Genomic DNA, 25,496 nt, shown 5'->3' with positions numbered 1-25,496 from the left:
CGCCGGTTCGGTCACCGGTCCCCGGATATGGCGGCGAATCGGTGAACCGCACGAAACTTCCGCTGAAACTCCGTGTCGTCGATGGAAGAGCGGGATCGAACGTGGGACCGACGTCAATTCGCCGTGGATATGCCGACACCCCATTCGGGCAGTTGCACTACGCGGAGCAGGGCAGGGGGCGGCCACTGCTTCTGCTGCACCAGACGCCCCGGTCCTGGGACGAGTTCCGGGAGCTCATCCCCCTCCTGGCGGAGGGCCGGCGGGTGATCGCCATGGACATGATCGGCTTCGGCGCCAGCGCCAAGGTGCCTGGGCCCCACACCATCGAGCTGTTCGCGGCCGGAGCCCTCGCGCTGCTGGACGCCCTCGGCATCGACAGGACCGACCTGCTCGGCCACCACACCGGCGGCGCGGTGGCCGTCGAAGTCGCCGCCGGCGCCCCGCACCGGGTCGACCGGCTCATCCTGTCGTCCACGCCCTGGGCCGACTCCCACTACCGCGCGAGCCACGCGGACGGACCCGGGGTCGACGACGCCGCCCCCTCCCCCGACGGCGCGCACGTCCGCATGCTCTGGGACCTGCGCCGGCCCTACTATCCACAGCCGGCCACCGACCTGCTCGGCCGGTTCCTGCACGACGCGCTGACCCCTGGCCTGGACCCGGCGGAAGGTCACCGCGCCTGTGCCCGGTACTACATGGAGGACAAGATCGGCCTGATCACGGCGCCCGTGCTCCTGCTGGGCGCCGCGGCCGACCCGTTCGCCTTGCCGCAGTTGGAGCCAATGCGGCGCAATCTCACCGGCACCGAGCGGGTCAGCTCGGTCGTCATCGAGGGCGGCACGATCCCGCTGATGGAGCAGAAGGCTCCAGAGGTCGCGGCCGCCGTAGCGGAGTTCCTCAGCGCCACGACGGCGGGGACGCCGCGTCAGCGCCGTTGATCGTCGACCAGGGTGATGGACTTGGTGATGCGCCCGCTGACCATTCCCAGCAGGCTCACGTACTTGTTCACGTCTGCCCGGAAGGTGGGTGCGGTCACCGACAGGGCCGCGACCATCGTGCCCGTGGCCCCGATGAGCGGTATGGCCACGCTGAGGTAGCCGACGCGAATCTGTTCCCGCTCGATGGCGTAGCCGGCCTTCTTGGCCTGGTCGATCTCCTGAGCCAGCAGTTTGGGCAGGATGACCGTCCGTGGCGTGAGACGGGTCAGCGGCGCGGCGACCACCTCGGCGAAGAGGTGGGCGGGCCCGAAGGTGAGCAGTGCCTTGCCCGTCGCCGTGCAGTGCAGCGGCATACGCCCGGCGATCCGCGAGGGACGGGAGACCTGACTGTGGCCCGACACCTTCTCCAGGTAGAGGACCTCATGACCGTCCAGCACGGCCAGGTGGATGGTCTCCCCGGTGGCCTGGTAGAGATCCTCCATGTAGGGCCGCGCCGCCTCACGCAGGATGCGCTGACGTGGCACCCGTTGACCGATCTCGAACAGGCGCATGCCCAGCCAGTATTCGGAGCCGCGCCGCTCCAGCAGACCCCAGCGCAGCAACTCCTGGGCGAGCCGGTGGACCGATGCCTTGGCCACCCCGCTCCGGCGGACGATTTCGGACAGGCCCAGGCTCTCGTCGTCAGGTCCGAACGCTTCCAGGATGAGTCTCACTTTGCCCAACACGCTGTTGGCGGCGTCGTCCAGTTCGGGCGCGACAGGGGGATACATAAGCGACATTGAGCAATAGTGCGCTTGATGTCCGGTTCATACAACGGACGTGTTCCACCAGGCAAAACGCCTTCAAGAAAAACGAGGGCGGCCATGCCCGCGCATGACCGCCCTCGCTCGGCCGCCTAGGCGAAGGTGACGACCGCGCGGCCGCGCACTCTCCCGTCCCGCAGGAGCTTCAGGGCCTGCGCGATCTCGGAAACGTCGAAGCGCTCGACGTTCAGCCGCAGTTCCCCCGCCAGCAACCGCTCCATCAACCGGGGCGCGACCTCATGGGCGCGTCGCTCCTGCCGCACCATGTTGACAGGGAGCAGCGCCACGTCGTCGAGCAGCCACGACGGCAGGTCGACGGTGACGGAGGCGCCCAGGACGTAGCCGATCACCACGGCCCGGCCGCCGGGACGCACCCAGCGCGTCCTGCCGACCAGGCCGTCACCGCCCAGCGTGTCGACCAGCAGGGACGCGGAGCGCCCCTCGGCCAGTTCCGCGGCATCGTCAAGCGACATGCCGCGAACCCCCTCGGGGACCTGATCCAGGAGCTCGGGGCGGGCGACGATCCCGGTCACGGTGGCGCCGGCGTGCAGTGCCAGCTGGGCGACCATGGAGCCCACCGCCCCCGTCGCCCCGGTCACGACGACCTCCTCGCCGGGTTCCAGCCGGGCGACGTCGTGCAGGGCGACGTACGCGGTCGTGGTCGGGACGAAGAAGGACGCCGCGACGTCGGCGGGCAGGTCGGCGGGGACGGGGGTGACGGCTTTCCGGGAGACGCATACCCGCTCGCTCCAGCAGCCGTCCCTCAGCAGGCCGAGTCCGCCGCCCCGGAGCAACACGTGTGTGCCAGGCTCCAGGGTGTCGGAGGCCAGCACGACGCCGCCGGCCTCCACGCCGCCCACGTAGGGCAACGGGGGACGCATGCCGAAGGAGCCGCCGGACACCGTCAGATCCAGGTGGCTCAGCGCCGCCGCCCGGACCTCGACGAGCACCCTCCCGGGTTCGTAGGCGGGCTCGGGAACGTCCTCCACGACCGGGGACGCGCCCCATTCGTGGAAGCGTGCCGCGCGCATCACGACCGGCCCGCGAAACCGGCCGCCGAGCTCTTGGCGAGGAAGGACAGGCTCAGCGGGTTGTACAGGTCGGCCCTCTCATGCTGCGGCCAGTGACCGCACCGCTCGAACAGCTCCAGCTGGGAACCGGGAATGGCCTCGTGCATGGCAGACGCCTCCGGGACCTCCCCGAACGGGTTCTGCCGGCCCCAGACGATGAGCGTCGGCTGTGAGATCCGGGCCAGGTCTTCGGGGCGGAGGATGTTGCGCTGCCGGATCTCCATGTTCTGCAGGCACAGCAGGTTGTCGATGTTGGCCGCGAACTCGGGCGTGTGGTAGATGGCGTGACGCACCTCCACCAGCTCCTCGGTCGCGTCCGCCGGGTCGGCCATGAGCAGTCGCAGCCGCTTGCGGGTGAGCTCGACGTCGTCGCTCTCCACGGCCTGCCGGGTGCTGGTACGGATGCGGTCCATGATCTCCGGGTTCGCCACGGTGCCGCCCGCGCAGAGGAGTTGGAGGCTGGCGACCCGGTCCGGGTGGTCGATGGCGACGCGCGCGCCGACCCAGCCGCCGAGGGACTCGCCGACGATGTGGGCGCGCTCGATGCCGGTGGCGTCGAAGTAGGCCAGCAGGTGCTCGACGTAGCGGGGGATCTCGAAGGGGTAGTCGGGCTTGCCGGTGTAGCCGTGGCCCAGCATGTCGATGGCGTGGCACTCGTAGTGGGCCGCGTGCGCCGACAGGTTGCGGGTGAACGCCTCCAGGTGGCCGCTGGTGCCGTGGAGGAACACCACGGGTTCGCCGGATCCGGCGCGGAGGCTACGTGTCGGCACGCCGCCGGCGTCGACGTAGGAGAGGCTCAGCTCGATCGGACTCAGCTCGGTCCAGATACTCATCGTTCTCACACCTTCGAGGGCTTGTCTTGGTTGATCCGGTGCACCTGGGTATTGCTGCGGGCCGGGAACACGCGGACCAGGACGCCGGCCAGCGCGGCCGCGGACAGGATGATCAGCAGCTTTTTCATGCCGGCACCCACGGGTTCGCCAGCGAGTCGAAGAAGCCGGTGACCACGGCGTGGTAGGCCATGGGGCGTTCCTCCTGGAGGTGGTGGGACACGTGGTCCATGACGTGCAGGTTGCCCCGCTGGACCATGCGGGCGAGCATGAGCGGGTAGTCGGGGGTCAGGAAGGCGTCGTGCATGCCCCAGATGAACAGCGCGGGGGCCCGCACCTGGCCGAGCTCCCGGGTGAGGTCCTGCCACTCGCCGCGCGGCGAGTCCGACATCGCGGCCAGCTCCCGCTCCTCCGGGTCGAGGCTTTGCTCGTAGCGCAGGTCCAGCGTGGATTCGGGGAGGCGGTCGGCGTCGTACCACTCCAGGCGGGTGATGAGGCGGCGCATCTTCTCGCGGGTCGGCCCTTCGCCGCCGTAGTAGGCGTCGCGGGCGGCGCGGCCGCGGTGGCCGTTCTCGGGCAGAGGGGCGAGCGGCCCGTAGAACACCGGCATGCTGCCGGTGATCACCAGCGAGCGCACGCGGTCGGGGTAGCGGGCCGCCAGGCACAGCGCGATGGTGCCGCCCCAGGAGTTGCAGACGAAGTCGGCCTTGTCCACACCGAGCGTGTCCATGAGGGCGACCGTCTTCTTCGCGTGGAAGTCCCACATCGGGCCGCTGATGCGGCACTTCTCGGACTTGCCGTACTGCAGGATGTCGACGATGAGGCAGCGGCGGTCGGCGGCGAAGAGCGGCGCCACCGGGCCGAAGTCGCTCCATCCGGTGCAGCCGGGGCCGCCGCCGTGCAGGAAGATCGTGTCACTGCCCGTTCCCATGTCGAGGTAGTGGTACCTCACGCCGTCGGCGTCGGCGTACAGGCCGTTCGGAGGTTGCAAGGCGCGTCCCTTTCGATGGTTCATACGGGGATGTCGGCGCGGTCCCGCGTGGTGGTCTCCACCGCGACCCTCACCAGCAGCTCGCAGAGGCGGCGCATGGCCCGGACGTCGACGGTGTTCATCCCGAGGGCGAAGTCGGTGGTGGTGTGGGCCGCCTTCGGCATGCCGACGCGGGCGGTGGGGATGCCGCGTGCCCGCAGGATGTTGGCGTCCGTGGCTCCGCTGTTGTCCGGGACGGGCTCGTGTGTGCGTCCGGACACCTGTTCCCAGGCGCGGACGGTGCTGCGCACCACCCAGTCGTCCGGCGGGGTGCTCGTTCCGGGAACGGCCAGCACCAGTTCGACGGTCAGGCCGGGATCCAGCTCGCGGACGAAGGCGGCGAGCTCTCGTTTCACCGTCAGCGGAGCGACGCCGGGTGCGATCCGCAGGTCCAGCCGGATCCGGCAAACGGCCGGTGTGACGGCGAGCATGCGCTCCCACCCACCGGCGATGGAGCCGATGACTCCTTGGGGAGCCGCGGTGGCGGTGCGGTGACGGGCCGGGTATTCGGCCAGCCACCGTTCCAGCCTGATCACCACCTCGGCGGCGGTGACGTTCGGGTTCGCGTACGGCAGCCGGTGCCTGCTGCCCGCGTAGGTGTGGATGCCGGGGACGACGATCTCGAACCAGCACAGACCGACCTCGTCGTGGGCGACGAAGTCCCCCGGTTTGGCGATCACCGCGTAGTCGGCCTGCCAGCCGCGCTCCAGCAGGAACGAGCAGCCCACGCCATGCCCGGTGTTGGCTCGGCCGAAGCCGTCGATCGCGTTGGTCGGCATGCCGCCCGCTCCGAAGGCGAGCAACAGGTCGCCGGAGAGGCTGGGGCGGACCGCCGCCAAGGCCTCACCGGTCACCAGTACGCATGCCGCGTGCCCCTTGGGGTTGCCCGCGCCGAGGCCCGTGACGAAGGGGCCGTCGCAGATCGCCTCGGCGCGCATGTCCTGGCGCAGCTCCGGCCCGATCCACGGCAGGTCCAGTTCGGGATCGCCGGTGGTGAGCGTGTCGATCGGGGCGTACAGCATGAGGTCGGGTCCGCTGCCGTCGCCGCGCAGCCTGCCGACCGAGCTGGCCTGCGCGTCGTCGATGCGCTGCAGACGCGCCTCGACGCCGGCCCGTGCCAGCCGGTCGGTCAGCCAGCGTGCCAGCGATCCCTCGCCGCCGGTCGGGCTGGGGATCGAGATGACCCCCACGGCGGCCTCACGCAGGCGGTCCTCGGTGACGTGGGCCATGGCGGCCCGCACGATCCGCTCCCGCTCGTCCGATGACGTCGTCATGACGCCCGCCCGGGATCGATCACCGCGACCCCCATGCCGGTCAGCCATTCCGGCATCGGCTCGTACGCCAGCACGCGTCCGGGCCGGAAGCCGAGCGCCGCGGCCATGGTGAGCCAGGCCCGCAGTTCCTGGGCACCGTTGCCGGCGGCCTCCTCGATCTGCTCGGTGGACAGTCCTCCGTAGCGTTCCAGCTCGCCCTTCTCCAGCGCGGCGAGGAACTCCTCGTCGAACTCCGGGCAGATGGTGGGTCGCGCCGCGGTGATGATCGTGCGCCGACGGCCGTCGTAGCGCTCCCAGTCGCCGCGGCCGTTGAGCCACGCCTGCACCAGGAACTCCTCGTCCTCACCGTCGGGATCCTGCCAGCGGCTGGGCCACGGCAGCCGGTGGGAGAGGCCGCCGGACGCGATGACGGCGACGCGCAGGTCGGCGGGCAGCGCGGCCACCGCGTCGGCGATGTTCCTGCCGAGTTCCACGCAGCGGGAGACCAGCGGCAGCGGCGTGGCGAACGCGTTGACCACGAGCGGGATCACCGGCACCTCGAGGTCGCGCAGGAGGTACTGGATGGCGTGGCTCTGGCCGTGGTCGATCTGCAACCTGGCGGAGATCGCCACCTCGGTGCCCGCCGCGGTCAGGTGCTCGGCGACGGCCTGGGCGACCTCCGGGCGGGTGCGCTGCGGTCCGGAGGGCGTGCCCGACTCGCCGCTCGCGATCACCTCGCCCACGCCGAGGGTGAAGGCGGGGATGAGGTCCAGCCAGAACCCGCGGAAGTGGTTCGAGCCGACGATGATCGCCACGTCCGGGCGGGCCGCCGCGAGAGCGTCCCGCGCCGCCCCGAGCGAGTCGCGGAACCGCTCGGCGCGGTCCCTGTGCCGGACCTGCTCCCAGTGGGTGTTCATGAGCGTCGAGTGCGAGGCACCCACGCCCAGGACGATCTCGGCCATGCTCTTGTTCCTTCCGTGGTCAGTCGGCCGGTCGCCGGGTGACGTCCTGGACGTCCACGCCGGCCGCCTTGAGCCCTTCGATGCGTTCCTCGGTGACGTCCTCGGCGAGCTTGCGCCACTGCAGCAAGGAGTCGTCGGGGCGGTACAGCCGCTCCGGCGGCGCGTCGGTCACTTCGACCATCCACTTGTCCTGGCCGGAGAACTGGCCGTGGAACAACCAGCGGACGGCGCCGAGGTACTTGGCGTAGAAGGGCAGCGTGCGCACTCCCTTTTCGAAGTTGGCCATCACGCCGACATAGAGGTGGTTGTCCGCGTCGACCGGGACGTAGAACTCGTAGTGGATGAAGTTCGGGTAGACGATGCGCAGGACGCCCGGCATGCTGACCGAGGCGAACCCGGGGAACTCCTCCGCGGCTATGGCCGGATTGACCCTGCGGTGGCCGCCGGTGTTGCCGATGTTGCCGACCTTGGTCGGCGGCTTGAGCTTGTACCACGCCTGGTTGTTCCACCGGCCGAGCCCGGGGAAGTCGGCGTCCCAGTACTGGGTCTCCTGGACCCGGTAGATCCACCGGCCGCGCCGCACGATCTTGGTCTCGTTCCAGACCGGCATCGCCTTGAACAGCCGCCAGAGGGCGGTGCGGTGCAGGTACTTGGCGTGCCCCTCGTCGTAGCCGTTCTCGCAGGCGAAGCGCCAGTTGCCCTCGCGGGCCTGGATGCGCGCGCCGATCACGGCCGGGTTGTCACGCAGCTCCTCGGGGAGCTGGTCGTCGATGGGCGGGGCGTCCTCGCCGTCACCGACGAAGATCCACACCATGCCGAGGCGCTCCTCGACCTCGTAGGTCGGCTGCGTCACCTTGCGGCAGATCGGCGAGGCGGGGCCGTCGGTGATCGCGGCCACCAGGTCGCCGGACTCCAGATCGAACGTCCAGCCGTGGTACGGGCACGAGATCGTGCCGGGGAACTGCTGGTTGCCGTAGCTGAGCGGCACGCCCCGGTGCGGGCAGCGGTCCTTCAGCGCGTAGGCCTTGCCGCCGTCCCGGATGACCACGATGCGCTCACCGAGCAGGGTGATCGCCTTGGGCTTGCCGGTGATGTGCGAGGAGAACGCCACGGGGTACCAGTAACCGCGGAACCCGCTGGCGGCCGCCTGGTAGTGGGGCCAGCTCGACCAATCCTGCCGGCCCGGCAACCTGCCGCGCCGCGAGGGCCGCCGCCTGGCGGCTCCGCCCGTCGAGGGTGCGGCGTCCGCATCCGCCGTCAATGTCGCCTCCGTTGTCATGCTGTCCGCGGCGCCCTGATGCGGCGCTCGCTCGGTGCAGGCAGTTCACCATCGGGGCGGCGGACGGAACAGCCGGTCATCCCGCCCAGCGGACCGGCGGCGCGATCCCGGCGGAGTTCCGGTCAGCGGTCCACGGGCTGCGGGCTCCCGCCGTCCGGCTGTGTACCTTCCGTGGCCTGAAGCCACCACGCCGACGCGTGGGCGACCATGGGGAGACGAAGGTGGAACCAGCGGACATCATGATCATCGGGGCTGGGCCGACCGGCCTGTACGGCGCCTACTGCGCCGGCTTCCGCGGCCTGCGTACCGTGGTCGTGGACGCGTTACCCCAGGTGGGCGGCCAGATTTCGGCGCTTTACCCGGAGAAGCAGGTGCGCGACGTGGCCGGCGTTCCCGGCGTGACCGGGCGGGCGCTGGTCGAGGCCCTGCACACGCAGGCGGCGACGTACGACCCGGTGTGGCTGCTGGGCCGGCAGGCCGTCGAGCTGCGGCGCTCGCCCCAAGGCCGGCCGGTCGTGCGCCTCTCCGACGACACCGTCGTCGAGACGGGCGCCGTCATCCTGACCGCGGGCATCGGGACGCCCACCCCGCGGCGACTCCCCGGCTGCGAGGAATGGGTCGGCCGGGGATTGTCGTACTTCGTCCCCGATCTCTCACGGCACACCGGCCACGAGGTGGTCGTCCTGGGCGGCGGGGACAGCGCCGTCGACTGGGCTCTGGCACTGGTCCCGGTGGCCAGGTCGGTCACCCTGGTGCACCGCCGCGCCGCTTTTCGGGCACACGCGGCGAACCTGGATGCCGCCCGGGCGAACGGCGTCGACATCATCACCGACGCCCAGGTGCTGTCCCTGGCCGGGGACGAGCGGGTGGAGCGGGTACACCTGCGCAGGCGGGGCGAGGGAGACAGCATGCTCGCCGCCGACTCGGTCATCGCGGCGCTGGGGTTCGTCAGCGACCTGGGCCCGCTCGCCGGCTGGGGTCTTGAGCTGCGCGGTCGCTCCGTGCTGGTGAACCAGCGCATGCGTACCAACCTGCCCGGGATCTACGCCGCAGGAGACCTGACCGAGTACGACGGCAAGGTCCGCCTCATGTCGGTGGGGTTCGGTGAGGTCGCCACCGCCGTCAACAACGCGGCCGTCGACCTCGATCCCGGGTTGTCCCTCTTCCCCGGCCATTCCACCGAAGCCGCCTGAATTCACCGTCACCAAGGGGAAATGTCATGAGCTACGTCATCGGCCCGGCCTGCATCGACGTCAACGACCGCGCGTGCATGGACGTCTGCCCGGTCGACTGCATCTACGAAGGAGATCGCAAGAGCTACATCAACCCCGCCGAGTGCATCGACTGCGGGGCCTGCGAGCCGGAGTGCCCGGTCGACGCGATCTTCGTGGACCGGGCGGCGCGGGGTGACGAGACCCGCACGCTGTTCCTGGAGGACTCCCGCAACTTCTTCCTCGAGGTGCTGCCGGGGCGGACGGAACCGCTCGGCAACCCGGGCGGGGCCGGCAAGGTGGGCGGTCTGAACGTCGACACCGAGACGGTGGCCGGTTACCCGGGCTGAGACGATCGGCGCCCCTGCCCGTCACTTCGACGGGCAGGGGCGTCGTCTCAGCGTCCGGTGAACCGGGGTGCGCGCTTGTCCAGGAACGCCTGCAGCCCCTCGGCCGCGTCGGCCGTGTGGATCAACTCCATGACCGCCGCGCGCTCCCCCTCCAGAGCCTGCTCGATGGGCACACCGTGGCCGGAGTCCACGATCCGCTTCAGCATGCCGACGGCCCGGGTCGGCTTGGCCGCGAGGGCGGCGGCGTGCTCGGCCACCACCCGGTCGAAGTCGTCCCCGGTCACCACGTCCACCAGCCCCATCCGCAGCGCCTCCGCCGCGGGCAGCCTGGCCCCCTCGATCATCAGCAGCTTGGCCCGGTGGGGGCCGAGCAGACGGGGCAGGCGCTGGCTGCCGCCCGCGCCGGGAAACAGGCCGAGATTCATCTCGGGGAAGCCGAACGTGGCCGATCCGGCCAGGATCCGCAGGTCACAGGCGAGCGCCAGTTCGGCGCCGCCGCCCAGCGCGTGGCCGTTCATCGCGGCGATCACCGGCTTGGGTGCCAGTTCGAGCAGTCGCTGCACCTCGATCCAGCGGCGCATCCGCAGGTGGTTGGCCTCCGACAGGTCGCGCATCACGGCGATGTCGGCACCGGCGACGAAGAAGCGGCCCGTCCCGGTGATGACGATGCAGCGGACCTCGTGATCCTCCGCCAGTTTCGGGATCAGGTCGAGGAACTCCTCGATCATCGCCGGGACCACGGCATTGGCGGGTGGACGATCGATGACGACCGTCGCGACTCCTCCCTCACGCCGTACTTCCAGCACCGATGTCGTCATGGACGGCTCCTTTCCTTCACTCCAGGACTCCGGCTTCGCGCAGCCGCGAGAGCTCGGCCTCTTCCATGCCGAGCAGGTCCTTCAGCACCGCGTCCGTGTGCTCACCGAGCAGGGGCGCCGCCGTGACCAGGGCACCGGGGGTCTCGGGCATGCGCACGACCACGCCTTCATGCCGGACCGGACCGGCGATCGGGTGCTCCAGCACCGGGTAGAACCCGCGTTCCGCCAGATGCGGGTCGTGTTCCACCAGGTCACGCCCGGTGGCGACGACGGCGGCGGCGATACCCAGAGACTGCAGGTCGGCTGCCAGTTCCGTGCCGTCCTGCCGGGCGCACCAGGCCGCCAGGGCGGCGTCGATCCGATCTTCGTCCGAGCGCCGTTCCCGCGGCCCGGCGGACGCGAGTTCGTCCAGCCCGGCGCGTCCGGCGAGCCGCCGCCACTGCTCGTCGCCGCGTACGGCCAGCGCGATCCAGCGATCTTCGCCCCTGGTCGGGTAGACCCCGTGCGGCACCATACGCGGGTGACGGTTGGGCTGGGCCGTGGTGCGCCGGTCGTCCGCGGTGTCCTCGGGCAGCCGGGTCTGCAGGACGGCCGGCCCCATCGAGGAGGCCATCGCCTCCAGCTGGGAAAGGTCGACGTGGCCGCCGCGGCCGGCGGCGACCAGGTCGAGGGCGGCGAGGACGGCGGCGTTGGCGGCGACCATGTCGCCGAGCCCGAACGTCAGTCCCTGCGGCGGCTCGCCGGGGTCGGCGGTCTCGCTGGTCAGCCCCGACATCGCGGCGAGGGTGTCGGCGAAGGTCACCGCGTCTCGCCACGGCCCGCTCTGGCCGACGCCCGCCATGGAGACCAGGATGACGCCGGGGTTGATCTCGGCCATCCGGTCGTAGGTCAGCGACCATCGGGCGAGCACGCCGGGGCTGAAGTTCTCGATCACGATGTCGCACCGGGCGACGAGCCGCCGCAGGACCTGTCGGCCCTGCTCGGTCCGCAGGTTGAGGGCGACGCTGCGTTTGTTCCGATTGAAGTTGATGAAGTAGCCGCTGTCGTCGAATCCGGCGTCGGGACGCAGCCGCATGGACGGGGCGAAGCGCGTGGGGTCCTGCCGGTGCCGGGACTCGATCTTGATGACGTCCGCGCCGTGCTCGGCCAGCGTCTTGGTCGCGTACGGGCCCGCGAGCACCCAGGTCAGATCCAGCACGCGGACGCCGTCCAGCGCGCGCCGCACCGGACCGCCGGCGCGGTGCCGACCGCGAGGGTTCTCGGTCCGCCAAGGAGCCGCGGGATCGGCCTGGGCCGCGGCGGTGAGCCGCACCGGCCTGGGCAGGTCGGGCGCGGCGAAGGGGAAGCCGACGTCGAGCACTCCCTCCTCCGGAAGGCCAGGCCCATGAACCCGGGTGAAGAAGTCGCGGGCGAGAAGCTGCTCGTTGGCGGTCAGGCGCTCGGCCGTCGCGACCTCGGCCCAGGGCAGCGCCCGCCGACGCCCCTCCTCCGCGAGGTGCGTGCGGGAGCGCCGAGCGGCGAACCTGGCCACGACCGCGTCCACGTGTTCCCGGCCCTGCCAGCGGATGACGGGGTCGGCCCATTCGTCGTCGGTGAGGTCCTCCGCCTCACCGTGCTCGGCCATCCAGGCCAGCAGGTCGGTCCACATCCGGTCGCTGCCGGAGTACCCGCCGGCGACGTGGCCGTCCGCGGCGGCGAAGACCCGGTGCGCCACGTGCTCGTACACGCCGCCGTTGCGCGACGGGTACCGGCCGGCGTGGATCCACGCGATGGCGGCCGTCTCCAGAGTCGCGGCGACCGCTTCCTGGGCCGAGATGTCGATGAGCTGCCCGTGGCCGGTCCGGTCGCGGGCGATGACGCCGAGGAGCGCCGCGATCGCCAGGTTGGCGCCCGCGAGCTGGGCGGCCTGCTCGCGCGGCGGGGCCTTGGGCGGCAGGCCGGGCTTTCCGCCCAGCCACGCCATGCCGCCGGCCGCGGCGGCGACGAGGTCGTCGGCGTGCCAGCCGCGCCGCGGGCCGGTCAGGCCGAACGGGGTGACGACGACGTGGACGACTCCCTTCCATCGCGAAGACGGCCCGCCCCCACCGTCCACGGGGCCGCCTCCGGTCAGACCGCGCAGCCCGTCCAGCGAGCCGCTCTCGACGACGACGTCCGCCTGCGCCGCGAGCTCGTCCAAAAGAGCCGTCCCCGCCGCACCCTCCGGCAGTCGCACCAGTCGCTTGCCCGCGTGCCAGTGGACGCTCTCCGCGCGCGACAGCTCCGCGTCGGCCGGGTGCTCGATTCTGACCACGTCGGCTCCAAGACCGACCAGCAGCCGGGCCCCCTGAAAGGCCAGCTCGTCGGTGAGGTCGAGGACCCGCAGGCGTCCAACGCGCCCGTTCTCCTCCATGCCCGCTCTCCTTTCCGCTGCACGTGCCGGGGCCGACCGTAGGCGCGTACCGTCGGCCGGGCGACCGGAACGGTCTGCCCAGCGAGACGGCGCCGCGGGTCAATGCGAGGGCTCGGCGTCCCAGGTGTCCGCCGTGACGCCCTGGGCCCGCAGTTCGCCTTTGACGACCTTGGTGGCCGTGTTCCGTGGCAGGTCGTCGAGCACGCGCACATAGCGGGGGAGGGCATGGCGCGGCAGCCGGTCCAGGCACCAGCTCCGCACGGCGGACGGCTCGATCGCCGCGCCGCCGGCCACCGCCACCGCGACGAGCAGTTCTTCTTCGGTCAGATCCGAGGGCACGCCCACGGCGGCCGCGTCCAGGACGCCGGGCATCGCCGCCACCACCCGCTCGACCTCCCACGTCGCGATGTTCTCGCCGCGCCGCCGGACGACGTCCCCGCGGCGGCCGGCGAAGTGAAGGAAGCCGTCCTCGTCGAACCGGCCGCGGTCGCCCGTATGGAACCAGTCGTCACGCATGACCCGCCGGGTGGCCGCGGCGTCGCCCACATACCCGTCGAAGGTGATCGATCGGGCACGCGGCCGTACGGTGATCTGCCCGACCTGCCCGCACGGCACGGGACGGCCGTCGTCATCTCTGATCACCACCTCGTACTCGGGCGTCGGCCGGCCCGCCGCGCCCGGCCGGTTGTCGCCGGAGGTGCTGACCGCGACGTCGCCGAGCTCGGTGCACGCGTACGCCTCCAGCAGTTCCACGCCGAACCGGTCGCGGAAGCGTCGCGTCAGGGCCGCGGGGGCCGGGCCGCCATAGGCACGGCGCACCCGGTGGCGGGTGTCGTGCGGGGTGGCGGCGGTCCGGTCCAGGATGGCGGCCATCGCGCCCATGAAGTTGAAGGCGGTGACCCCCTCGGCCCGGCAGGTCTCCCAGAACCGGGAGGCGGAGAACCTCGGCCGGACCACCAGGACCGCGCCCGAGATGAGCGCCGGCAGCAGGCCCGCGTGCCGGACGTTGATGTGGTTCCAGGGAAAGACGTTGAAGAGCACGTCATCGGAGGTGTAGCCCATCGTGCGCACCACGCGCCGGGCATGCCTGACCCCCGCGAAGTGCGGCAGCAGCGCGCACTTGGCGCGGCCGGTCGTTCCCGAGGTGGCCATCACGACGGCCGGGTCCGACGGCGCCGGGCGATGCCGTGGCAGCGGCTGCGGCTCGCTGACCAGGCCGTCCAGTGCCACCGCCCCCGCGATCTCACCGAACTCGCCGTCCGCCAGCACCACGTGCTCCATGGTCGCGGCCAGCGCGCGCAGATCAGGGTTGCGCCGTAGCGCATCCGTCTGGGCGATGAGCGTCCTGGCCGCCGCGACCGGGGGCCGGCGGGCGTCCAGGGCGAGCGGGACCTCGACGGCGCCCAGCCTGGCCAGGGCGAAGATGACCGCCACCAGCCTCGGCCCCGGTTCCAGGCAGGTGAGGACCTGATCACCGGGCGAGATCAGGCGAGCGAGCCCGCGCGCGGCGGCGATCGCCAGGTCGTGACACGCTCCGACGCTCAGGGAACGTCCGTCCCCGAACCGGGCGAGCTCGGCGTCGGACGTGGCCGCGGCACGACGTTCGAGGATGTCGAACATCGTCTCGGGCGCCGTGGTCACTACGTCGGTGTGGTGATCCGTCATCTTCATCCGTATTCCTCGGGAGCTGTTCCGGCTGCCGGACCGAAGACGTCGGTCCGGCTCGGGCGCCTGCGGACGATAGACGTGGCGCGCATGGCGCCGGCGTTGCTCGGCGAGAGGGCCTCCTTTGTCACCGGTGCCGTCGTCCCCGTGACGGCGGCCACCCGGCAGGGTGATGACAGCCGGGTGCGCGAGGGAACGGGCCCGCCGCGCACCCCGCCGCGTCAGCGGGCGAGGTTGAGGAAAACGCCCTTGGTCTCGGTGAACTCGTCGATGGCGAAGGAACCCATCTCTCTCCCCCACCCGCTCAGCCCGAAGCCGCCCCACGGCGCGCCCGGGTCGATGAGCGGCAGCAGGTTGACGAAGACGGTCCCGGCCCTGATCCGTCCGGCCAGGGAGTGCGCGGTGGCCGTGTCCTGTGTCCACACCACCGCGGCGAGGCCGTAGTCCGTGTCGTTGGCACGGGCGACCACCTCGTCCTCGTCCTCGTAGCTGAAGATCGACAGGACCGGCCCGAAGATCTCGTCCCGGGCGATGACCATGTCGTCGCGGACCCCGGCGAAGACGGTGGGCTCGAAGAAGTGCCCGCGGTCCAGCTCCGGACCGGTGGCCCTGCGTCCGCCGGTGACGATCTGCGCGCCCTGTCGAACCCCGGTGTCGACGTAGTGGGCGACCCGGTTCAGTTGCTCGGCGGAGACAAGCGGGCCGAGCACCGTGTCCGGCCGGATGCCAGGGCCGATCTTGAGCTGCGCGGCGGCGTCCGCGATCTTCTCGGTGAACTCGTCGACGCGCTTGTGGTCGACGAAGAAACGCGTGTACGCCCCGCACGCCTGGCCGGTGTTGAACAGCGCGCCCTGCAGGTTGCCCGCGACGGCGGCGTCGATATCGGCGTCTCTGGCGACGATGCTCGGAGCCTTGCCGCCGAGCTCCAGGCCCACCCGCTTGAGGTTCGCGCTCGCGCCGGCGACGATCTGCTTGCCCACCTCGGTGGATCCGGTGAACGAGACCTTGTCCACCCCGGGGTGCGCGACGAGCGCCTGCCCGACCAGCGGGCCGCCGGTCAGGCAGTTGACCACACCTGCCGGAACCCCGGCCTCGACACAGAGCCGGGCCAGCCACAAGGTGCTGAGGGGCGTCTGCTCGGCAGGCTTGAGGACGACGGTGTTTCCGCAGGCGAGCGCCGGCGCCAGCTTCCACGCGGCGATGGCCAGCGGGAAGTTCCACGGGGTGATGATCGCGCACACGCCCACCGGCTCCCTGCGCGTGTAGTGCAGGGTGTCGGGTACCGATACCGAGGACAGCTTGCCTTCGATCTTCGTGCACCAGCCGGCGTAGTACCGGAACACCTGGGCCGACAGGACGACGTTGACCCCTGAGGACATGCTGATCGGCTGCCCTTGGTCGCGTGTCTCAAGCTCGGCCAGGTCGGCGGCGTCCCGCTCGATCAACTCGGCGATCCGCCACAGGAGCCGGCCCCTGGCATCCGGGCTCAGCGCCCGCCATTCCGGGTCGTCGAATGCCTGACGGGCGGCGGCCACGGCGTCGTCCACGTCGGCGGGACCCGCCTCGGCGAAGGAGGCGATCAGCTCGCCGGTGGCGGGGTCGTACGTCTGGGACACGCCGCCGTCCGCGGCGGGCACCCACTCTCCCGCGACCAGCAGTTTCTTTGATTTCTCGTGATTCATCACGTACATCACCTCACTGGGCGGTAGTCACCAAGGGCAGGGAGTCGAGCGTGTACTTGCGCTGAGCGGGCGCGACATAGGAGCCGATGGTGTCCCCGTCGTACCAGGTGGACTTGACGACGATCTTCTGCGCCGGCTTCTTGTCGAGGATGTCCCGCATGGCCTTGACGACGGCCCACCCGGTGGCCACCCCGTCCGGGTCCCAGGTGCCGGTCAGCCGGCCCTGCCTGACGGCCTCCACGGCGTCCGGGTCGGCGTTGGCGCCGATGACGATGACACCGTCCGAGCCTTTGGTCGAGACCTTGAGCCCGGCCTGAATCACGGCGGCGGAGATACCCAGCGCGGTGCTGTCGTTGTAGGCCCAGAAGGCGTCCACGTCGCCATGCTTGGTGAGCAGGTCGGAGGCGAGGGCGGAGGCGCCCGCGGAGTTGTCCTTGGTGTTGTCCGCCTGCGGCAGCACCGTCAGCCCCGCGGCCTTGGCCGCCTCGGCGAAACACTTGGCGTTGTTGACGATCGACGGGACCGGCGGCCCGCCCATGACGACCACCTTGGCGCCGGGACGCTGCTCGGCGATGAGCCGCGCCGTCTGCTTGTACGGCGCGTCAGGCGTGTCGCACATGTTGATCTGCCACCAGACACCGGCCGTGATCCCCGTGCCCTCGGAGTTCACCCCGACGACGGGGACGCCGGCGGCCTGGGCCTGTGCGTAGGCACCGCCGGCGGCGCCGGCGTCCAACGTCCAGGTGCCGATGGCGGCCTTGCCCTGTTGGAGCATGGTCTGCACATCGGAGATCTGCTTGTCGGCCGAGAGGTTGGCGTCGAGGATGTCGAGCCGCCAGTTCAGGGCGGCGGTGGCGTCCTTGAGGCCGAGAGCCAGGTTCTGGGCGCTGACCTGGGCCGCGACCGGGGTGGAGTAGCCGATGGAAACGGTCTTCCCGCCACCGCCGCCCGCGTCGGTGGCGGTCGTGGCCGGGTCGGATGAGCAGGCGGCGAGCAGGCCCGCCGCCGTGATCGCGGCGACAGCCGCGGGCAGGCGCTTGAGCTTGAGCAAGGGTCTCTCCAGGGGTGAAGGGGGTGACCGGTCAGCGACCGGCTGCGGCGCCGGAACGCGCCGTCTCGATCAGGGACAGGGCCGTGCGTTCGGCCAGGGCCATGATGGTGATCATCGGGTTGACGCCCGGCGCGGATGGCAGGGCGGAGGCGTCCCCTATCCAGACACCCCGGACGTCGTGCAACCGGCCGTGGCCGTCGGCGACGGAGTCCTCGGGCGAGGCGCCCATCCGGCACGAGCCCATCTGGTGGGCGGAGAAGGCGGTGTAGTCGTCGGCAGGCACCGCACGCAACTCGTCCAGGTAGCCGTCGAAGTCCTCACCCCGCCGCCAGCGCAGGTCGCTCCAGTGGAAGGTGAAGATCTCATTGGCACCCGCCGCGTGGTGCATCCGGGCCAGTTCGAGGTGGGCCCGCAGGGCCACCCGCCGGTCGATCTCGTCGTCGAGCGCCCACCGCACCGCGGCCTGGCCGTCCGCGTCCAGGTAGACCTGTCCGCTGCCGTGGTCGTGGGAAACGCCGTGCCAGGTCGCGAAGTACGGCAGGTCACGCAGGCGGTCGCGGTGGCTGCGCGCGTCGGTGAAGGGGCTCTGTCCTGCCCAGGTGAGCGGATTCAGCGTCAGGCTCTCCACGAGGAAGCCGACGCCGGACTCACAGTGCGTCAGGTCGAAGCTGACCGCCGACTGGATCTGGCCGCTCCACGCATGGATCGGCTGGTCGTAGAGGCCCGTGACGATCCAGGCCGGGTGGAGACGCAGGTTCCTGCCGACGGCAGGGCCACCGATGCCGGAACGCAGCAGCAGCGCGGGTGACTCGATCCCACCGGCGGCGACCACCACGACGGGGGCCAGGACGACCAGCTCGGCCCCGTCGCCCAGGGTCGCCGCGACGCCGACCGCCCTGCCGTCCTCGACGAGAACGCGGTCGGCGCGGCACTCGGCCACGATCCGCGCGCCCGCGTCGGCGGCGTCCCGCAGGTAGGTGTGCAGGGTCGAGCGCTTGCACCCCAGTCGGCATCCGGCGTTGCAGGAGCCGCAGCGCGTGGGGTCGTCTTCCGCGCTGGAGTTGCGGGGCAGCCGCTCGTGAGCGTAGCCGCAGCTCGCCAGTCCGGTGATCATCGCGCGCGTGTTGGCGTTGTACACGGTGGCCTCGGTGTTGACGTCGAGGCGCTGCCACACGGTGTCGAGGTGCCGGTCGAACTCGGGCCCGTCCAGGCCCTCCAGCCCTTCCCTCGCCCACTGTTCACGGATCGCCATGGGAGTGCGCAGGCAGACCATGGAGTTGATCAACGTGCCGCCGCCGAGCACCGAACCGGCCAGGACGCCCATCTGCCCGTTGTCGGACCAGAGGGAGCCGCCGCGCAGGTACATCTCCGAGGCGTGCGCGTCGATCTGGTCGAAGTCGGCCTCGTCGCGGTGCGGGCCCGCCTCCAGGACGACCACGGACAGCCCCGCCTGGGCGGCACGGGCCGCGATGATCGCACCGCCGGCGCCCGATCCGACCACGCACACGTCGGCGTGGAGCGTTCCCTCGTGCGGTGCGACGACCGGCAGCGCCGTGGATGCGGAGAAAGGCCCGGACGGTGGGCCGGGATAACCGATCACCGGCCAGGTGGGGTTGGTCCCGCTCTCGTCCACCGCGCCGACGAAGCCGGCGAAGACCATGCCTTTGAGCTGCCGCACGGCCAGGCGCAGCCGCATGTCCTGCTCGGCCGCCAGGTGCAGCAGCTCCGTCCGCCGTTCCAGGGTGGCCCGGATGAAGTCCCGCTCCGCCAGGAACGCGGCCAGCTCATCGATGGCCTCGCGAACGTGACGCGCCAGGCCGGGGACGGCGGCCGACGTGGCCTCGTCCAGGCCACGCTCGCGCGCCCCCCTGCCGTAGTAGTCCGAGGTCGCCGTATCCGTGTCCGGAGCGTCGAGCGCGGGCAGCAGCGTGTCGCAGACCGCGCTCAGCACCTGCCGGAAAGTCTCGTCGTCCAGCCTCATGACACCCTCCTCCTGCGGCGGAACATTCCGCCGTGGCGAACCACACCGAGCGCCACGGCGGCGATCAGGACGAGCCCGTTGACGGTTCCGCGCCAGAACGTCGAGACCTCGCTGAGGGTGAGGCCGTTCTGGATGACGCCGAGGAACAGCACGCCGAGCACGGTGCCGCCGATGCCGCCCTCGCCACCGGTGTAGGCGGTGCCCCCGATGAGGACGGCCGCGATCACCGTGAGCAGGAGCGTCGAGTCGACAGTCGGTGAGGCCGCGGTGAGCCGCCCCACCTGCACGACGCCGGCCAGCGCGCCGGCCAGACCGGCGATCAGGTACACACCGAGCATCGTGAGGGCGACGTTGATGCCGTTCAGCCGGGCCGCCTCGGGATTGGAGCCGATCGCGAAGACGCTTCGGCCGAAGGGCGTGTATCGAAGGACGATCACCGCGACCGCCACCACGACCACATCGAAGATCATCAGCAGTGGGATTCCACCGACCCTGTTCAGGGTGAAGTGGTAGACGCCTTGGAATGCCTCCACGTCGAACACGCTGATCGTGGTGCCCTGGTTGGACAGCAGGGCGACGCTCTCCAAAATCGAGAGCGTCCCAAGTGTCACGACCAGGAATGAGATGCGCAGGTAGCTGATCAGCACACCGTTGACGAGCCCGATCAGCAGGCCCGCCGCCAGCGTCAGCAGCAACGCGGTGATCGTGCCGAGGCCGCCGCTCAGGCCGAGGCCGAGGACCATGGCACACGCGGTGGCGGTCGAGGCGGCCGACAGGTCGATCCCGCCCGCGATGATGACGAACGTCGCACCGATCGCCAGCAGCAGGATCACGTTGTTGGACAGGACGATGTTGGTGAGGTTTCCCCAGGTCAGAAAGATCGGCTGGGTGATCGCCAGGTAGCCGCACAAGATGACCAGGCCGGCCACGATCCCGGCGCTCCCGCCGAGGGAGAGCCTGCGCCGTCCGGGGGCGGCCCCTCTCTCCGGTGCGGTGCGGGCGCCGGGTAGTGCGTCGACCTCCCGCGTCACACTGTTGGACATCTGCTCGGCCTTTCTCTTGGTGGATCTCGTCACGAGGACGGGTTTCATGCCGCGGACGGGGATGGTCTGCCGGAAACGGCGACCTCGGCGATGCGGGTCTCGTCCATCTCCTCGCGCGCGAACTCACCGCGGATCTCACCTTCGAAGAAGACAAGGATCCGATCGCACATGCCGAGGAGTTCGGGCAGTTCGGAAGAGATGAGGACGACGGCGGCACCCTGCTCGACGATTCCGTGGAGAAGGCGATAGATGTCGCTCTTCGCCCCGACGTCCACGCCCCGCGTCGGCTCACTCAGCACGTAGATGTCGCAGCCGAGGTCGAACACCCGGCCCAGGACGACCTTCTGCTGGTTGCCACCGGACAGGTGGGCGATGCGGTTGGCCGCCGAGGAGGTCACCACGCCGTAGGAGTGGACGGCCCGGCTCACCTGGCGCCGTTCCCTGCCGATCCGGAGCAGCCCGAAGCGGCTCAGCCCGCTCAGCCAGGCGACCCCGAAGTTCTCCGCGACACTCCGAACGGGCAGCAGGGCCGAGCGCTTGCGATCGTCGGGGACGAAGGCGATGCCGCTGGCCAGGGCCTTGCGCGGGCTTGTCAGGCTGACCTGGTCGCCGTTGACCCGTACCGTGCCCTGGGAGGCGACCGCGCCGGCGAGCGCCAGCCCCAGCTCGGTCTTGCCCGACCCCACCAGCCCGGCCACGCCGACGATCTCACCCCGCCGCACGGTCAGCGAGGTGGGCCGCAACGCCCTGTCGTCGGTGGCCAGGCCATGGGTTTCCAGGACGACGTCACCGACCTCGGCCTCCCGCTCGCCGTAGTAGTCGCCGAGTTCCCTGCCGACCATGAGCCGGACCAGTTCGGGCTCCGGAGTGTCGGACAGCGGCACCGTCGCGACCAGGGCGCCGTCGCGCAGCACGGTGGCGATCGAGGCGCAGGCGTACAGCTCGGGCATCCGGTGCGAGATCATCAGGATGGCGACGCCCCGAGCGCTCTGCTCGGCGACCAGTTCGAGCAGGCGAGCGGCGGCCGCCTCCGACAGCGAGCTGGTGGCCTCGTCGAGGATGAGCAGCCGGGCGTCCGACGATATGGCGCGGGCTATCTCGATCTCCTGCTGAAGCTCGACACTGAGGTCGCCGACCTTGGCGGTCTCGTCCACGTGCACGCCCACGTCGTCCAGCACCGTGCGAGCATCGCGGCGCATGGCTGCCCAGTCGACGCCGCCCCACCTCGCTCTGGGCAGCCTGCCCAGGTAGATGTTCTCCGCCACGCTCAGAGTGGGGGCGAGGGTCAGCTCCTGGCTGATCATCACGATGCCGCGTCGCAGCGCGTCCGCCGGCGCGGCGGGACTGTACCGGACGCCGTCGATCTCCAGGTGGCCCGCGTCCGGCTGGATCACCCCGCCGATCACCTTGGACAGGGTCGACTTCCCCGACCCGTTCTCACCGGTCAGCGCGTGCACCTCGCCGGCGTGGATGGTCAGGGACACATCGTCCAAGGCCCGGACGCCGGGGAAACTCTTGCTGACGCCACGCACGGCCAGCAGGGGCGGCGTGCTCGCGGAATCGGCGTTCTCGGGGTCCGTTGCCACCATCGACCTCCCTGGAAGAAGACCGCAAGCGCACGTCGCCGGGCCGGTGGCGGCGCCTGCCGGCCGCGAGCCGATCGTTGACGCCCGCGCAGTGCCGCGACGCTATGCCGCGCCGATCCGAGCCGCCCATCGCCCCGGTCCACTGGGCGAACCCGTAACGCAGGCGTAACAGCCTTCCGTGCCGTGCCAGGACCTGCGTGATCGCCCACCGCGCAGCCGCGAACGTCTTGCGTCAGTCCGCTGATCGAGATGGCGCTTTACCGAGCGCATTTCCGGCGATGACACCGGCCGCGTTCTCCGTCGGCCCGCCCCCATCAGAGGGTCACCATGCCGACCGCGTCCACGCCGGTGCACAGCACCCGGCCGAATCCACTCGCACACCCGTCCCCGTGATCTCTCATCTCGCTCAGCGAACCGGTGTGTGGCGCCCCGCATGAGACCGCTTCTTTAATCTCCTCTCGAACCGAGTTCACCCAGAAGAGCCGAGCATGCGCATAGACATATCCATCGATCCCATCGGCGCGCACGGCCGCTCACCGGAGAACCCGGTGGCCTCGGCCGGCGGCGCGTCCGCGGCATCGGAACGGTCCGGCTCCCTCTAGCCACGCGATCAACGCACACGATCAACGCAGCACAGCGAGGGGAATCATGAACATCATCGGATACCTGAACCGGCTCGGCCTCTCCCCCGGCGACGTGTTGCGCGGGAGATTCAGCACCACCGCCGCGGAGTTCTCGGCCGAACTCGTCCGCATCCACAACGGCGACGACCACCCGCTGGGCCCCGGTGTCGACATCCGGTCGGTCGCCTCGGAACTTGACGGCCGGACCTTCCCGGGCAGGGAGCAGCCGCTGCCCACCGGTTCGTACGTCGTGATCGACGAATCACCGCTGCCCGCCGGGACCGGCACGCTCGAACTGGTCCTGGCATTCCAGCCGACCCTTCCCGAGGCCGGGCACCGCCAGAGCATCGCCTCCATGTCCCAGGGCGGCGTCGTCGTGGCGGAGGCGGCCATCGGCGAGGACGGCCGGCTGGAGCTGGTCTCCACCGACCGTACGACCGTCGCCGGCGTGGTCGGCCGACATCGCTGGTACGAGCTGACCCTGCGCGTCGCGAACGGCAGCGCCGAACTCCAGGCGTCCTCCGCGTACGGCGAGCGCTTCCGGCTCGACCTCCCCGCGTCCCTCGACACCGGGCGGCCGCTCGGGCTCGCGTTCGCCGCCGCAGCCGACGGGCGCTCCCCCGCCCGCGACCACTACAACGGCCGGATCGACGCGCCGCGGCTCCTCGCACCGACAACGGGCGGCGAACCGGTCGTGGTCGCCGAGTGGGACTTCGGCCCGTCGACCGCCCTGCGCCGCATCGCCAACCGGTCGGGGGACGGCTTCGAGGGCCGCAGCGTGAACTTCCCCTTGCGGGCGTGCCTGGGCATGGCGGGACCTGCCGACGACGTGGACCCGCGCCTCGCGCCGGAGGCGTACAGCGCGATCCACTTCCACGACGACGACCTGGACGACGCCTGCTGGGAGGACGACGTCGTCCTGACCATCCCGTCGCACCTGCCCAGCGGGGTGTACGGAATCCGGGCACGAGCCACCGACGGCACCGAGGACACCATCCCCTTCGTGGTCACCCCTGGCGAGCGGCGCAAGGACATCCTCCTGGTCCTGCCGACGTTCGCCTACCTCGCCTACAGCTGCGAGCATGTGATGGCCGATGCCGGGGCGCGCGACTATCTGAAGGGGGTGGGGATCGAAGAGCCCCCGTCCTTCGGCGGCAACAAGCACGACGCCTACCTGCTCGCCAACGGCCTGCGCAGCCTCTACGACGTGCATACGGACCTGAGTGGAGTCTGCTTCACCTCCACGCGGAAGCCGCTGCCGAACTTCCGGCACGACCATCGCTGGGCCGCGGTCGCCGGCGGACCGACGTCTGCGCACCAGTTCAGCGCGGACCTGCACCTGGTCTCCTGGCTGACCCGGCAGGGTTTCGAATTCGACGTGGTCACCGACGAGGAGATTCACCGGCAGGGACTCGACGCGCTGAAGCCGTACCGCGTGGTCCTCACCGGCAGCCATCCGGAATACCCGACGACTCCCATGATGGCGGCGTATGAGGAGTATCTGTCGGTCGGCGGCCGGCTGATGTACCTCGGCGGCAACGGCTTCTACTGGGTCACCTCGGTCGATCAGGAAGAAGGACACACCATAGAAATCCGCCGGACGGCCGGCATCCGGGCCTGGCAGCCCCGGCCGGGTGAGTGGCACCATGCCACAACCGGTGAGCTGGGTGGTCTGTGGCGGCTCCGGGGCAAAGCCCCGCAGCGGATGCTGGGCGTGGGAATGGTCTCGCAGGGCTTCGACGTCAACCGCCCCTACGACGTCGTGGCCGATCCCGCCGACCCACGCGTGGCCTTCGCCTTCGAGGGCGTCGACCTGTCCTCCGGTCAGATCGGCGACTTCCCCTCGATGGTCAACGGATACGGCGCGGCCGGTGTGGAGATCGACCGTGTGGATCACGCCCTCGGCACGCCCGACGACACGATCGTGCTGGCGACGGCCACCGGATTCTCCCGGGCCTACGGACTCGACCCGATCGAAGTCGCGCTCCCCGACGGCTGCTACGACGGCACGACGAGCGACAAGGTGCGGTGCGATCTGGTGCTGCTGCCGAAGCCCAAGGGCGGCGCCGTCTTTTCAACGGGCAGCATCGCCTGGTGCGGCTCCCTGTTGGTGAACGACGGCGACAACAACGTCTCCGCCCTGACGCGCAACGTGCTGCGCGCGTTTCTGGAACTCAAGGAGCTACCCCTGGCAGGCACCCGCACGTCATGACCTTGCGAGGTCGGACCTGGCACACGTCGGGTCCGACCTTCTTGCGTGCGGGAAAGCTCCGAGAGCGGGGCTGCCCTCAAGGCCGCCCCGTGTTCCCGAACTATTGAAGGAAACTACTAAAGGGCACGTCAATGTCCGGATTGGAAGTCAAAACCGTTCGCGGTGAATGAGGAGGCGGTGTGCCTCCTGCATCTCTTTCGGCAGATCGTGTGGCGCGAACCATCTCGCCTCCAGGATCTCGAAGTCGTCGATTTCGAGCGTGCCCCCGACGAGCTCGGCCTCGTACGCCACCTCCAGACGCAGCTTGTAGCCGCTCTTGAGCTGCACGAGCTCTCCGACGTCGACCTTCAGGCCGGTCTCCTCGCGCACCTCGCGGCGGACCGTGTCCTCGAAGGTCTCCGACCTGTTCGCGCACCCGGTGGGCAGCCCCCACTGCCTGCCCACCGGCCAGAAACGATGCTTCAGCAGGAGCACGTTGCCATCCGCGTCACGGACGATCCCGGTCACCCCGACCGTGAACTTGGCGTGCCGGAGCCAGAGGATGCGCCACTGGAGCGAGCCGTTGACGAGCCTCCAGAGCCGGACAATCAGCTTCTTCACCAGAACCTCTCGAGGATGCTCCGGCCTTCAGGCCGGGGAGGAATCGGGAGCGGGAGGGCCGCCGAGGCCCGAGCGTGTCCTGATCGGTCGGTCATTGAGATCGGCTTCTTTCTGAGTCGT

The 25,496-nt window shown here is 70.6% G+C and carries 21 protein-coding genes; 4 read left to right on the top strand and 17 right to left on the bottom strand.

Annotated elements, in window-relative coordinates; all coding sequences use genetic code 11:
• Window positions 1-101 precede the first annotated feature (101 nt).
• Window positions 102-938, top strand: coding sequence for an alpha/beta fold hydrolase (locus ACFY3D_RS27535; protein WP_389984338.1), 837 nt, complete (start codon window positions 102-104; stop codon window positions 936-938).
• Here ACFY3D_RS27535 and ACFY3D_RS27530 read toward each other — a convergent pair.
• From ACFY3D_RS27530 to ACFY3D_RS27495, 8 genes are all read right to left on the bottom strand, one after another.
• A complete protein-coding gene (locus ACFY3D_RS27530) occupies window positions 926-1,717 on the bottom strand; it encodes an IclR family transcriptional regulator (protein WP_389984335.1) in 792 nt (263 codons plus the stop codon). The genes ACFY3D_RS27535 and ACFY3D_RS27530 overlap by 13 nt on opposite strands.
• Window positions 1,718-1,833: 116 nt before the next feature.
• Window positions 1,834-2,772, bottom strand: coding sequence for a zinc-binding alcohol dehydrogenase family protein (locus ACFY3D_RS27525; protein ID WP_389984332.1), 939 nt, complete (start codon window positions 2,770-2,772; stop codon window positions 1,834-1,836).
• Window positions 2,772-3,644: an alpha/beta fold hydrolase gene (locus ACFY3D_RS27520; RefSeq protein ID WP_389984329.1), complete on the bottom strand. Its 873-nt coding sequence runs from the start codon at window positions 3,642-3,644 to the stop codon at window positions 2,772-2,774. The genes ACFY3D_RS27525 and ACFY3D_RS27520 overlap by 1 nt, the downstream gene beginning before the upstream one ends.
• 5 nt (window positions 3,645-3,649) lie before the next feature.
• The gene (locus tag ACFY3D_RS27515; protein ID WP_389984326.1) at window positions 3,650-3,772 is read right to left on the bottom strand and encodes a hypothetical protein; all 123 of its coding nucleotides are present in this window, start codon (window positions 3,770-3,772) and stop codon (window positions 3,650-3,652) included.
• Complete coding sequence (locus ACFY3D_RS27510; protein ID WP_389984323.1) at window positions 3,769-4,632, bottom strand: alpha/beta fold hydrolase; 864 nt, start codon at window positions 4,630-4,632, stop codon at window positions 3,769-3,771. Before ACFY3D_RS27510 ends, ACFY3D_RS27515 begins: the two co-directional genes overlap by 4 nt.
• A gap of 20 nt (window positions 4,633-4,652) precedes the next feature.
• Window positions 4,653-5,945 carry a M20 family metallopeptidase gene (locus tag ACFY3D_RS27505; RefSeq protein WP_389984320.1) on the bottom strand — a complete coding sequence of 431 codons (1,293 nt, stop codon included), beginning with the start codon at window positions 5,943-5,945 and terminating at the stop codon, window positions 4,653-4,655.
• Window positions 5,942-6,886, bottom strand: coding sequence for a hypothetical protein (locus tag ACFY3D_RS27500; protein ID WP_389984317.1), 945 nt, complete (start codon window positions 6,884-6,886; stop codon window positions 5,942-5,944). Before ACFY3D_RS27500 ends, ACFY3D_RS27505 begins: the two co-directional genes overlap by 4 nt.
• Before the next feature lie 19 nt (window positions 6,887-6,905).
• Window positions 6,906-8,147, bottom strand: coding sequence for a Rieske 2Fe-2S domain-containing protein (locus tag ACFY3D_RS27495; RefSeq protein WP_389984314.1), 1,242 nt, complete (start codon window positions 8,145-8,147; stop codon window positions 6,906-6,908).
• Window positions 8,148-8,386: 239 nt separating this feature from the next.
• Here ACFY3D_RS27495 and ACFY3D_RS27490 point away from each other — a divergent pair, with 239 nt between their 5' ends.
• A complete protein-coding gene (locus ACFY3D_RS27490) occupies window positions 8,387-9,358 on the top strand; it encodes an NAD(P)/FAD-dependent oxidoreductase (protein WP_389984311.1) in 972 nt (323 codons plus the stop codon).
• A 26-nt stretch (window positions 9,359-9,384) separates the two neighbouring features.
• Window positions 9,385-9,726 carry a ferredoxin gene (gene fdxA, locus ACFY3D_RS27485; protein ID WP_389984308.1) on the top strand — a complete coding sequence of 114 codons (342 nt, stop codon included), beginning with the start codon at window positions 9,385-9,387 and terminating at the stop codon, window positions 9,724-9,726.
• A gap of 47 nt (window positions 9,727-9,773) precedes the next feature.
• On the opposite strand, the gene ACFY3D_RS27480 is transcribed toward fdxA, so the two are convergent.
• The 8 genes from ACFY3D_RS27480 to ACFY3D_RS27445 all read right to left on the bottom strand — a co-directional run bounded on the left by ACFY3D_RS27480 (window position 9,774) and on the right by ACFY3D_RS27445 (window position 21,944).
• On the bottom strand, window positions 9,774-10,544 hold the full coding sequence (locus ACFY3D_RS27480; protein WP_389984305.1) for an enoyl-CoA hydratase/isomerase family protein: 771 nt from the start codon (window positions 10,542-10,544) through the stop codon (window positions 9,774-9,776).
• Between the two features lie 16 nt (window positions 10,545-10,560).
• Window positions 10,561-12,933, bottom strand: coding sequence for a CoA transferase (locus ACFY3D_RS27475; RefSeq protein ID WP_389984302.1), 2,373 nt, complete (start codon window positions 12,931-12,933; stop codon window positions 10,561-10,563).
• Window positions 12,934-13,032: 99 nt separating this feature from the next.
• A complete protein-coding gene (locus ACFY3D_RS27470) occupies window positions 13,033-14,604 on the bottom strand; it encodes an AMP-binding protein (protein WP_389984299.1) in 1,572 nt (523 codons plus the stop codon).
• Between the two features lie 215 nt (window positions 14,605-14,819).
• Window positions 14,820-16,280 (bottom strand): aldehyde dehydrogenase family protein, encoded by a 1,461-nt coding sequence (locus tag ACFY3D_RS27465; protein ID WP_389984296.1) that lies wholly within the window; start codon window positions 16,278-16,280, stop codon window positions 14,820-14,822.
• Window positions 16,281-16,293: 13 nt separating this feature from the next.
• Window positions 16,294-17,331, bottom strand: a complete 1,038-nt coding sequence (locus tag ACFY3D_RS27460) for a sugar ABC transporter substrate-binding protein (RefSeq protein ID WP_389984293.1) — start codon at window positions 17,329-17,331, stop codon at window positions 16,294-16,296.
• Window positions 17,332-17,362: 31 nt separating this feature from the next.
• Window positions 17,363-19,312, bottom strand: coding sequence for an FAD-dependent oxidoreductase (locus ACFY3D_RS27455; protein WP_389984290.1), 1,950 nt, complete (start codon window positions 19,310-19,312; stop codon window positions 17,363-17,365).
• Window positions 19,309-20,403 carry an ABC transporter permease gene (locus ACFY3D_RS27450; RefSeq protein ID WP_389984287.1) on the bottom strand — a complete coding sequence of 365 codons (1,095 nt, stop codon included), beginning with the start codon at window positions 20,401-20,403 and terminating at the stop codon, window positions 19,309-19,311. Before ACFY3D_RS27450 ends, ACFY3D_RS27455 begins: the two co-directional genes overlap by 4 nt.
• Window positions 20,400-21,944: a sugar ABC transporter ATP-binding protein gene (locus ACFY3D_RS27445; RefSeq protein ID WP_389984284.1), complete on the bottom strand. Its 1,545-nt coding sequence runs from the start codon at window positions 21,942-21,944 to the stop codon at window positions 20,400-20,402. The genes ACFY3D_RS27450 and ACFY3D_RS27445 overlap by 4 nt, the downstream gene beginning before the upstream one ends.
• Window positions 21,945-22,589: 645 nt before the next feature.
• On the opposite strand from ACFY3D_RS27445, the gene ACFY3D_RS27440 reads away from it, so the two are divergent.
• On the top strand, window positions 22,590-24,776 hold the full coding sequence (locus tag ACFY3D_RS27440) for a N,N-dimethylformamidase beta subunit family domain-containing protein (protein ID WP_389984281.1): 2,187 nt from the start codon (window positions 22,590-22,592) through the stop codon (window positions 24,774-24,776).
• Between the two features lie 147 nt (window positions 24,777-24,923).
• Here ACFY3D_RS27440 and ACFY3D_RS27435 read toward each other — a convergent pair whose 3' ends face one another.
• Window positions 24,924-25,376, bottom strand: coding sequence for an NUDIX domain-containing protein (locus ACFY3D_RS27435; RefSeq protein ID WP_389984278.1), 453 nt, complete (start codon window positions 25,374-25,376; stop codon window positions 24,924-24,926).
• Window positions 25,377-25,496 lie beyond the last annotated feature (120 nt).

The organism is Streptosporangium sp. NPDC000509 (assembly GCF_042898365.1).
Lineage (GTDB): Bacteria > Actinomycetota > Actinomycetes > Streptosporangiales > Streptosporangiaceae > Streptosporangium.
Note: the sequence above shows the minus strand (reverse complement) of the source record. Positions and strands in the feature narration are given on the sequence as shown.

Bases quoted from the DNA above. Each gene is read 5' to 3' on its own strand.
- ACFY3D_RS27450 (WP_389984287.1), bottom strand. From the start codon at position 20,403: ATGAAACCCGTCCTCGTGACGAGATCCACCAAGAGAAAGGCCGAGCAG.
- ACFY3D_RS27470 (WP_389984299.1), bottom strand. From the start codon at position 14,604: ATGAAGATGACGGATCACCACACCGACGTAGTGACCACGGCGCCCGAG.
- ACFY3D_RS27455 (WP_389984290.1), bottom strand. From the start codon at position 19,312: ATGAGGCTGGACGACGAGACTTTCCGGCAGGTGCTGAGCGCGGTCTGC.
- ACFY3D_RS27465 (WP_389984296.1), bottom strand. From the start codon at position 16,280: ATGAATCACGAGAAATCAAAGAAACTGCTGGTCGCGGGAGAGTGGGTG.
- ACFY3D_RS27515 (WP_389984326.1), bottom strand. From the start codon at position 3,772: ATGAAAAAGCTGCTGATCATCCTGTCCGCGGCCGCGCTGGCCGGCGTC.
- ACFY3D_RS27475 (WP_389984302.1), bottom strand. From the start codon at position 12,933: ATGGAGGAGAACGGGCGCGTTGGACGCCTGCGGGTCCTCGACCTCACC.
- ACFY3D_RS27520 (WP_389984329.1), bottom strand. From the start codon at position 3,644: ATGAGTATCTGGACCGAGCTGAGTCCGATCGAGCTGAGCCTCTCCTAC.
- ACFY3D_RS27505 (WP_389984320.1), bottom strand. From the start codon at position 5,945: ATGACGACGTCATCGGACGAGCGGGAGCGGATCGTGCGGGCCGCCATG.
- ACFY3D_RS27525 (WP_389984332.1), bottom strand. From the start codon at position 2,772: ATGCGCGCGGCACGCTTCCACGAATGGGGCGCGTCCCCGGTCGTGGAG.
- fdxA (WP_389984308.1), top strand. From the start codon at position 9,385: ATGAGCTACGTCATCGGCCCGGCCTGCATCGACGTCAACGACCGCGCG.
- ACFY3D_RS27530 (WP_389984335.1), bottom strand. From the start codon at position 1,717: ATGTCGCTTATGTATCCCCCTGTCGCGCCCGAACTGGACGACGCCGCC.
- ACFY3D_RS27440 (WP_389984281.1), top strand. From the start codon at position 22,590: ATGAACATCATCGGATACCTGAACCGGCTCGGCCTCTCCCCCGGCGAC.
- ACFY3D_RS27445 (WP_389984284.1), bottom strand. From the start codon at position 21,944: ATGGTGGCAACGGACCCCGAGAACGCCGATTCCGCGAGCACGCCGCCC.
- ACFY3D_RS27480 (WP_389984305.1), bottom strand. From the start codon at position 10,544: ATGACGACATCGGTGCTGGAAGTACGGCGTGAGGGAGGAGTCGCGACG.
- ACFY3D_RS27500 (WP_389984317.1), bottom strand. From the start codon at position 6,886: ATGGCCGAGATCGTCCTGGGCGTGGGTGCCTCGCACTCGACGCTCATG.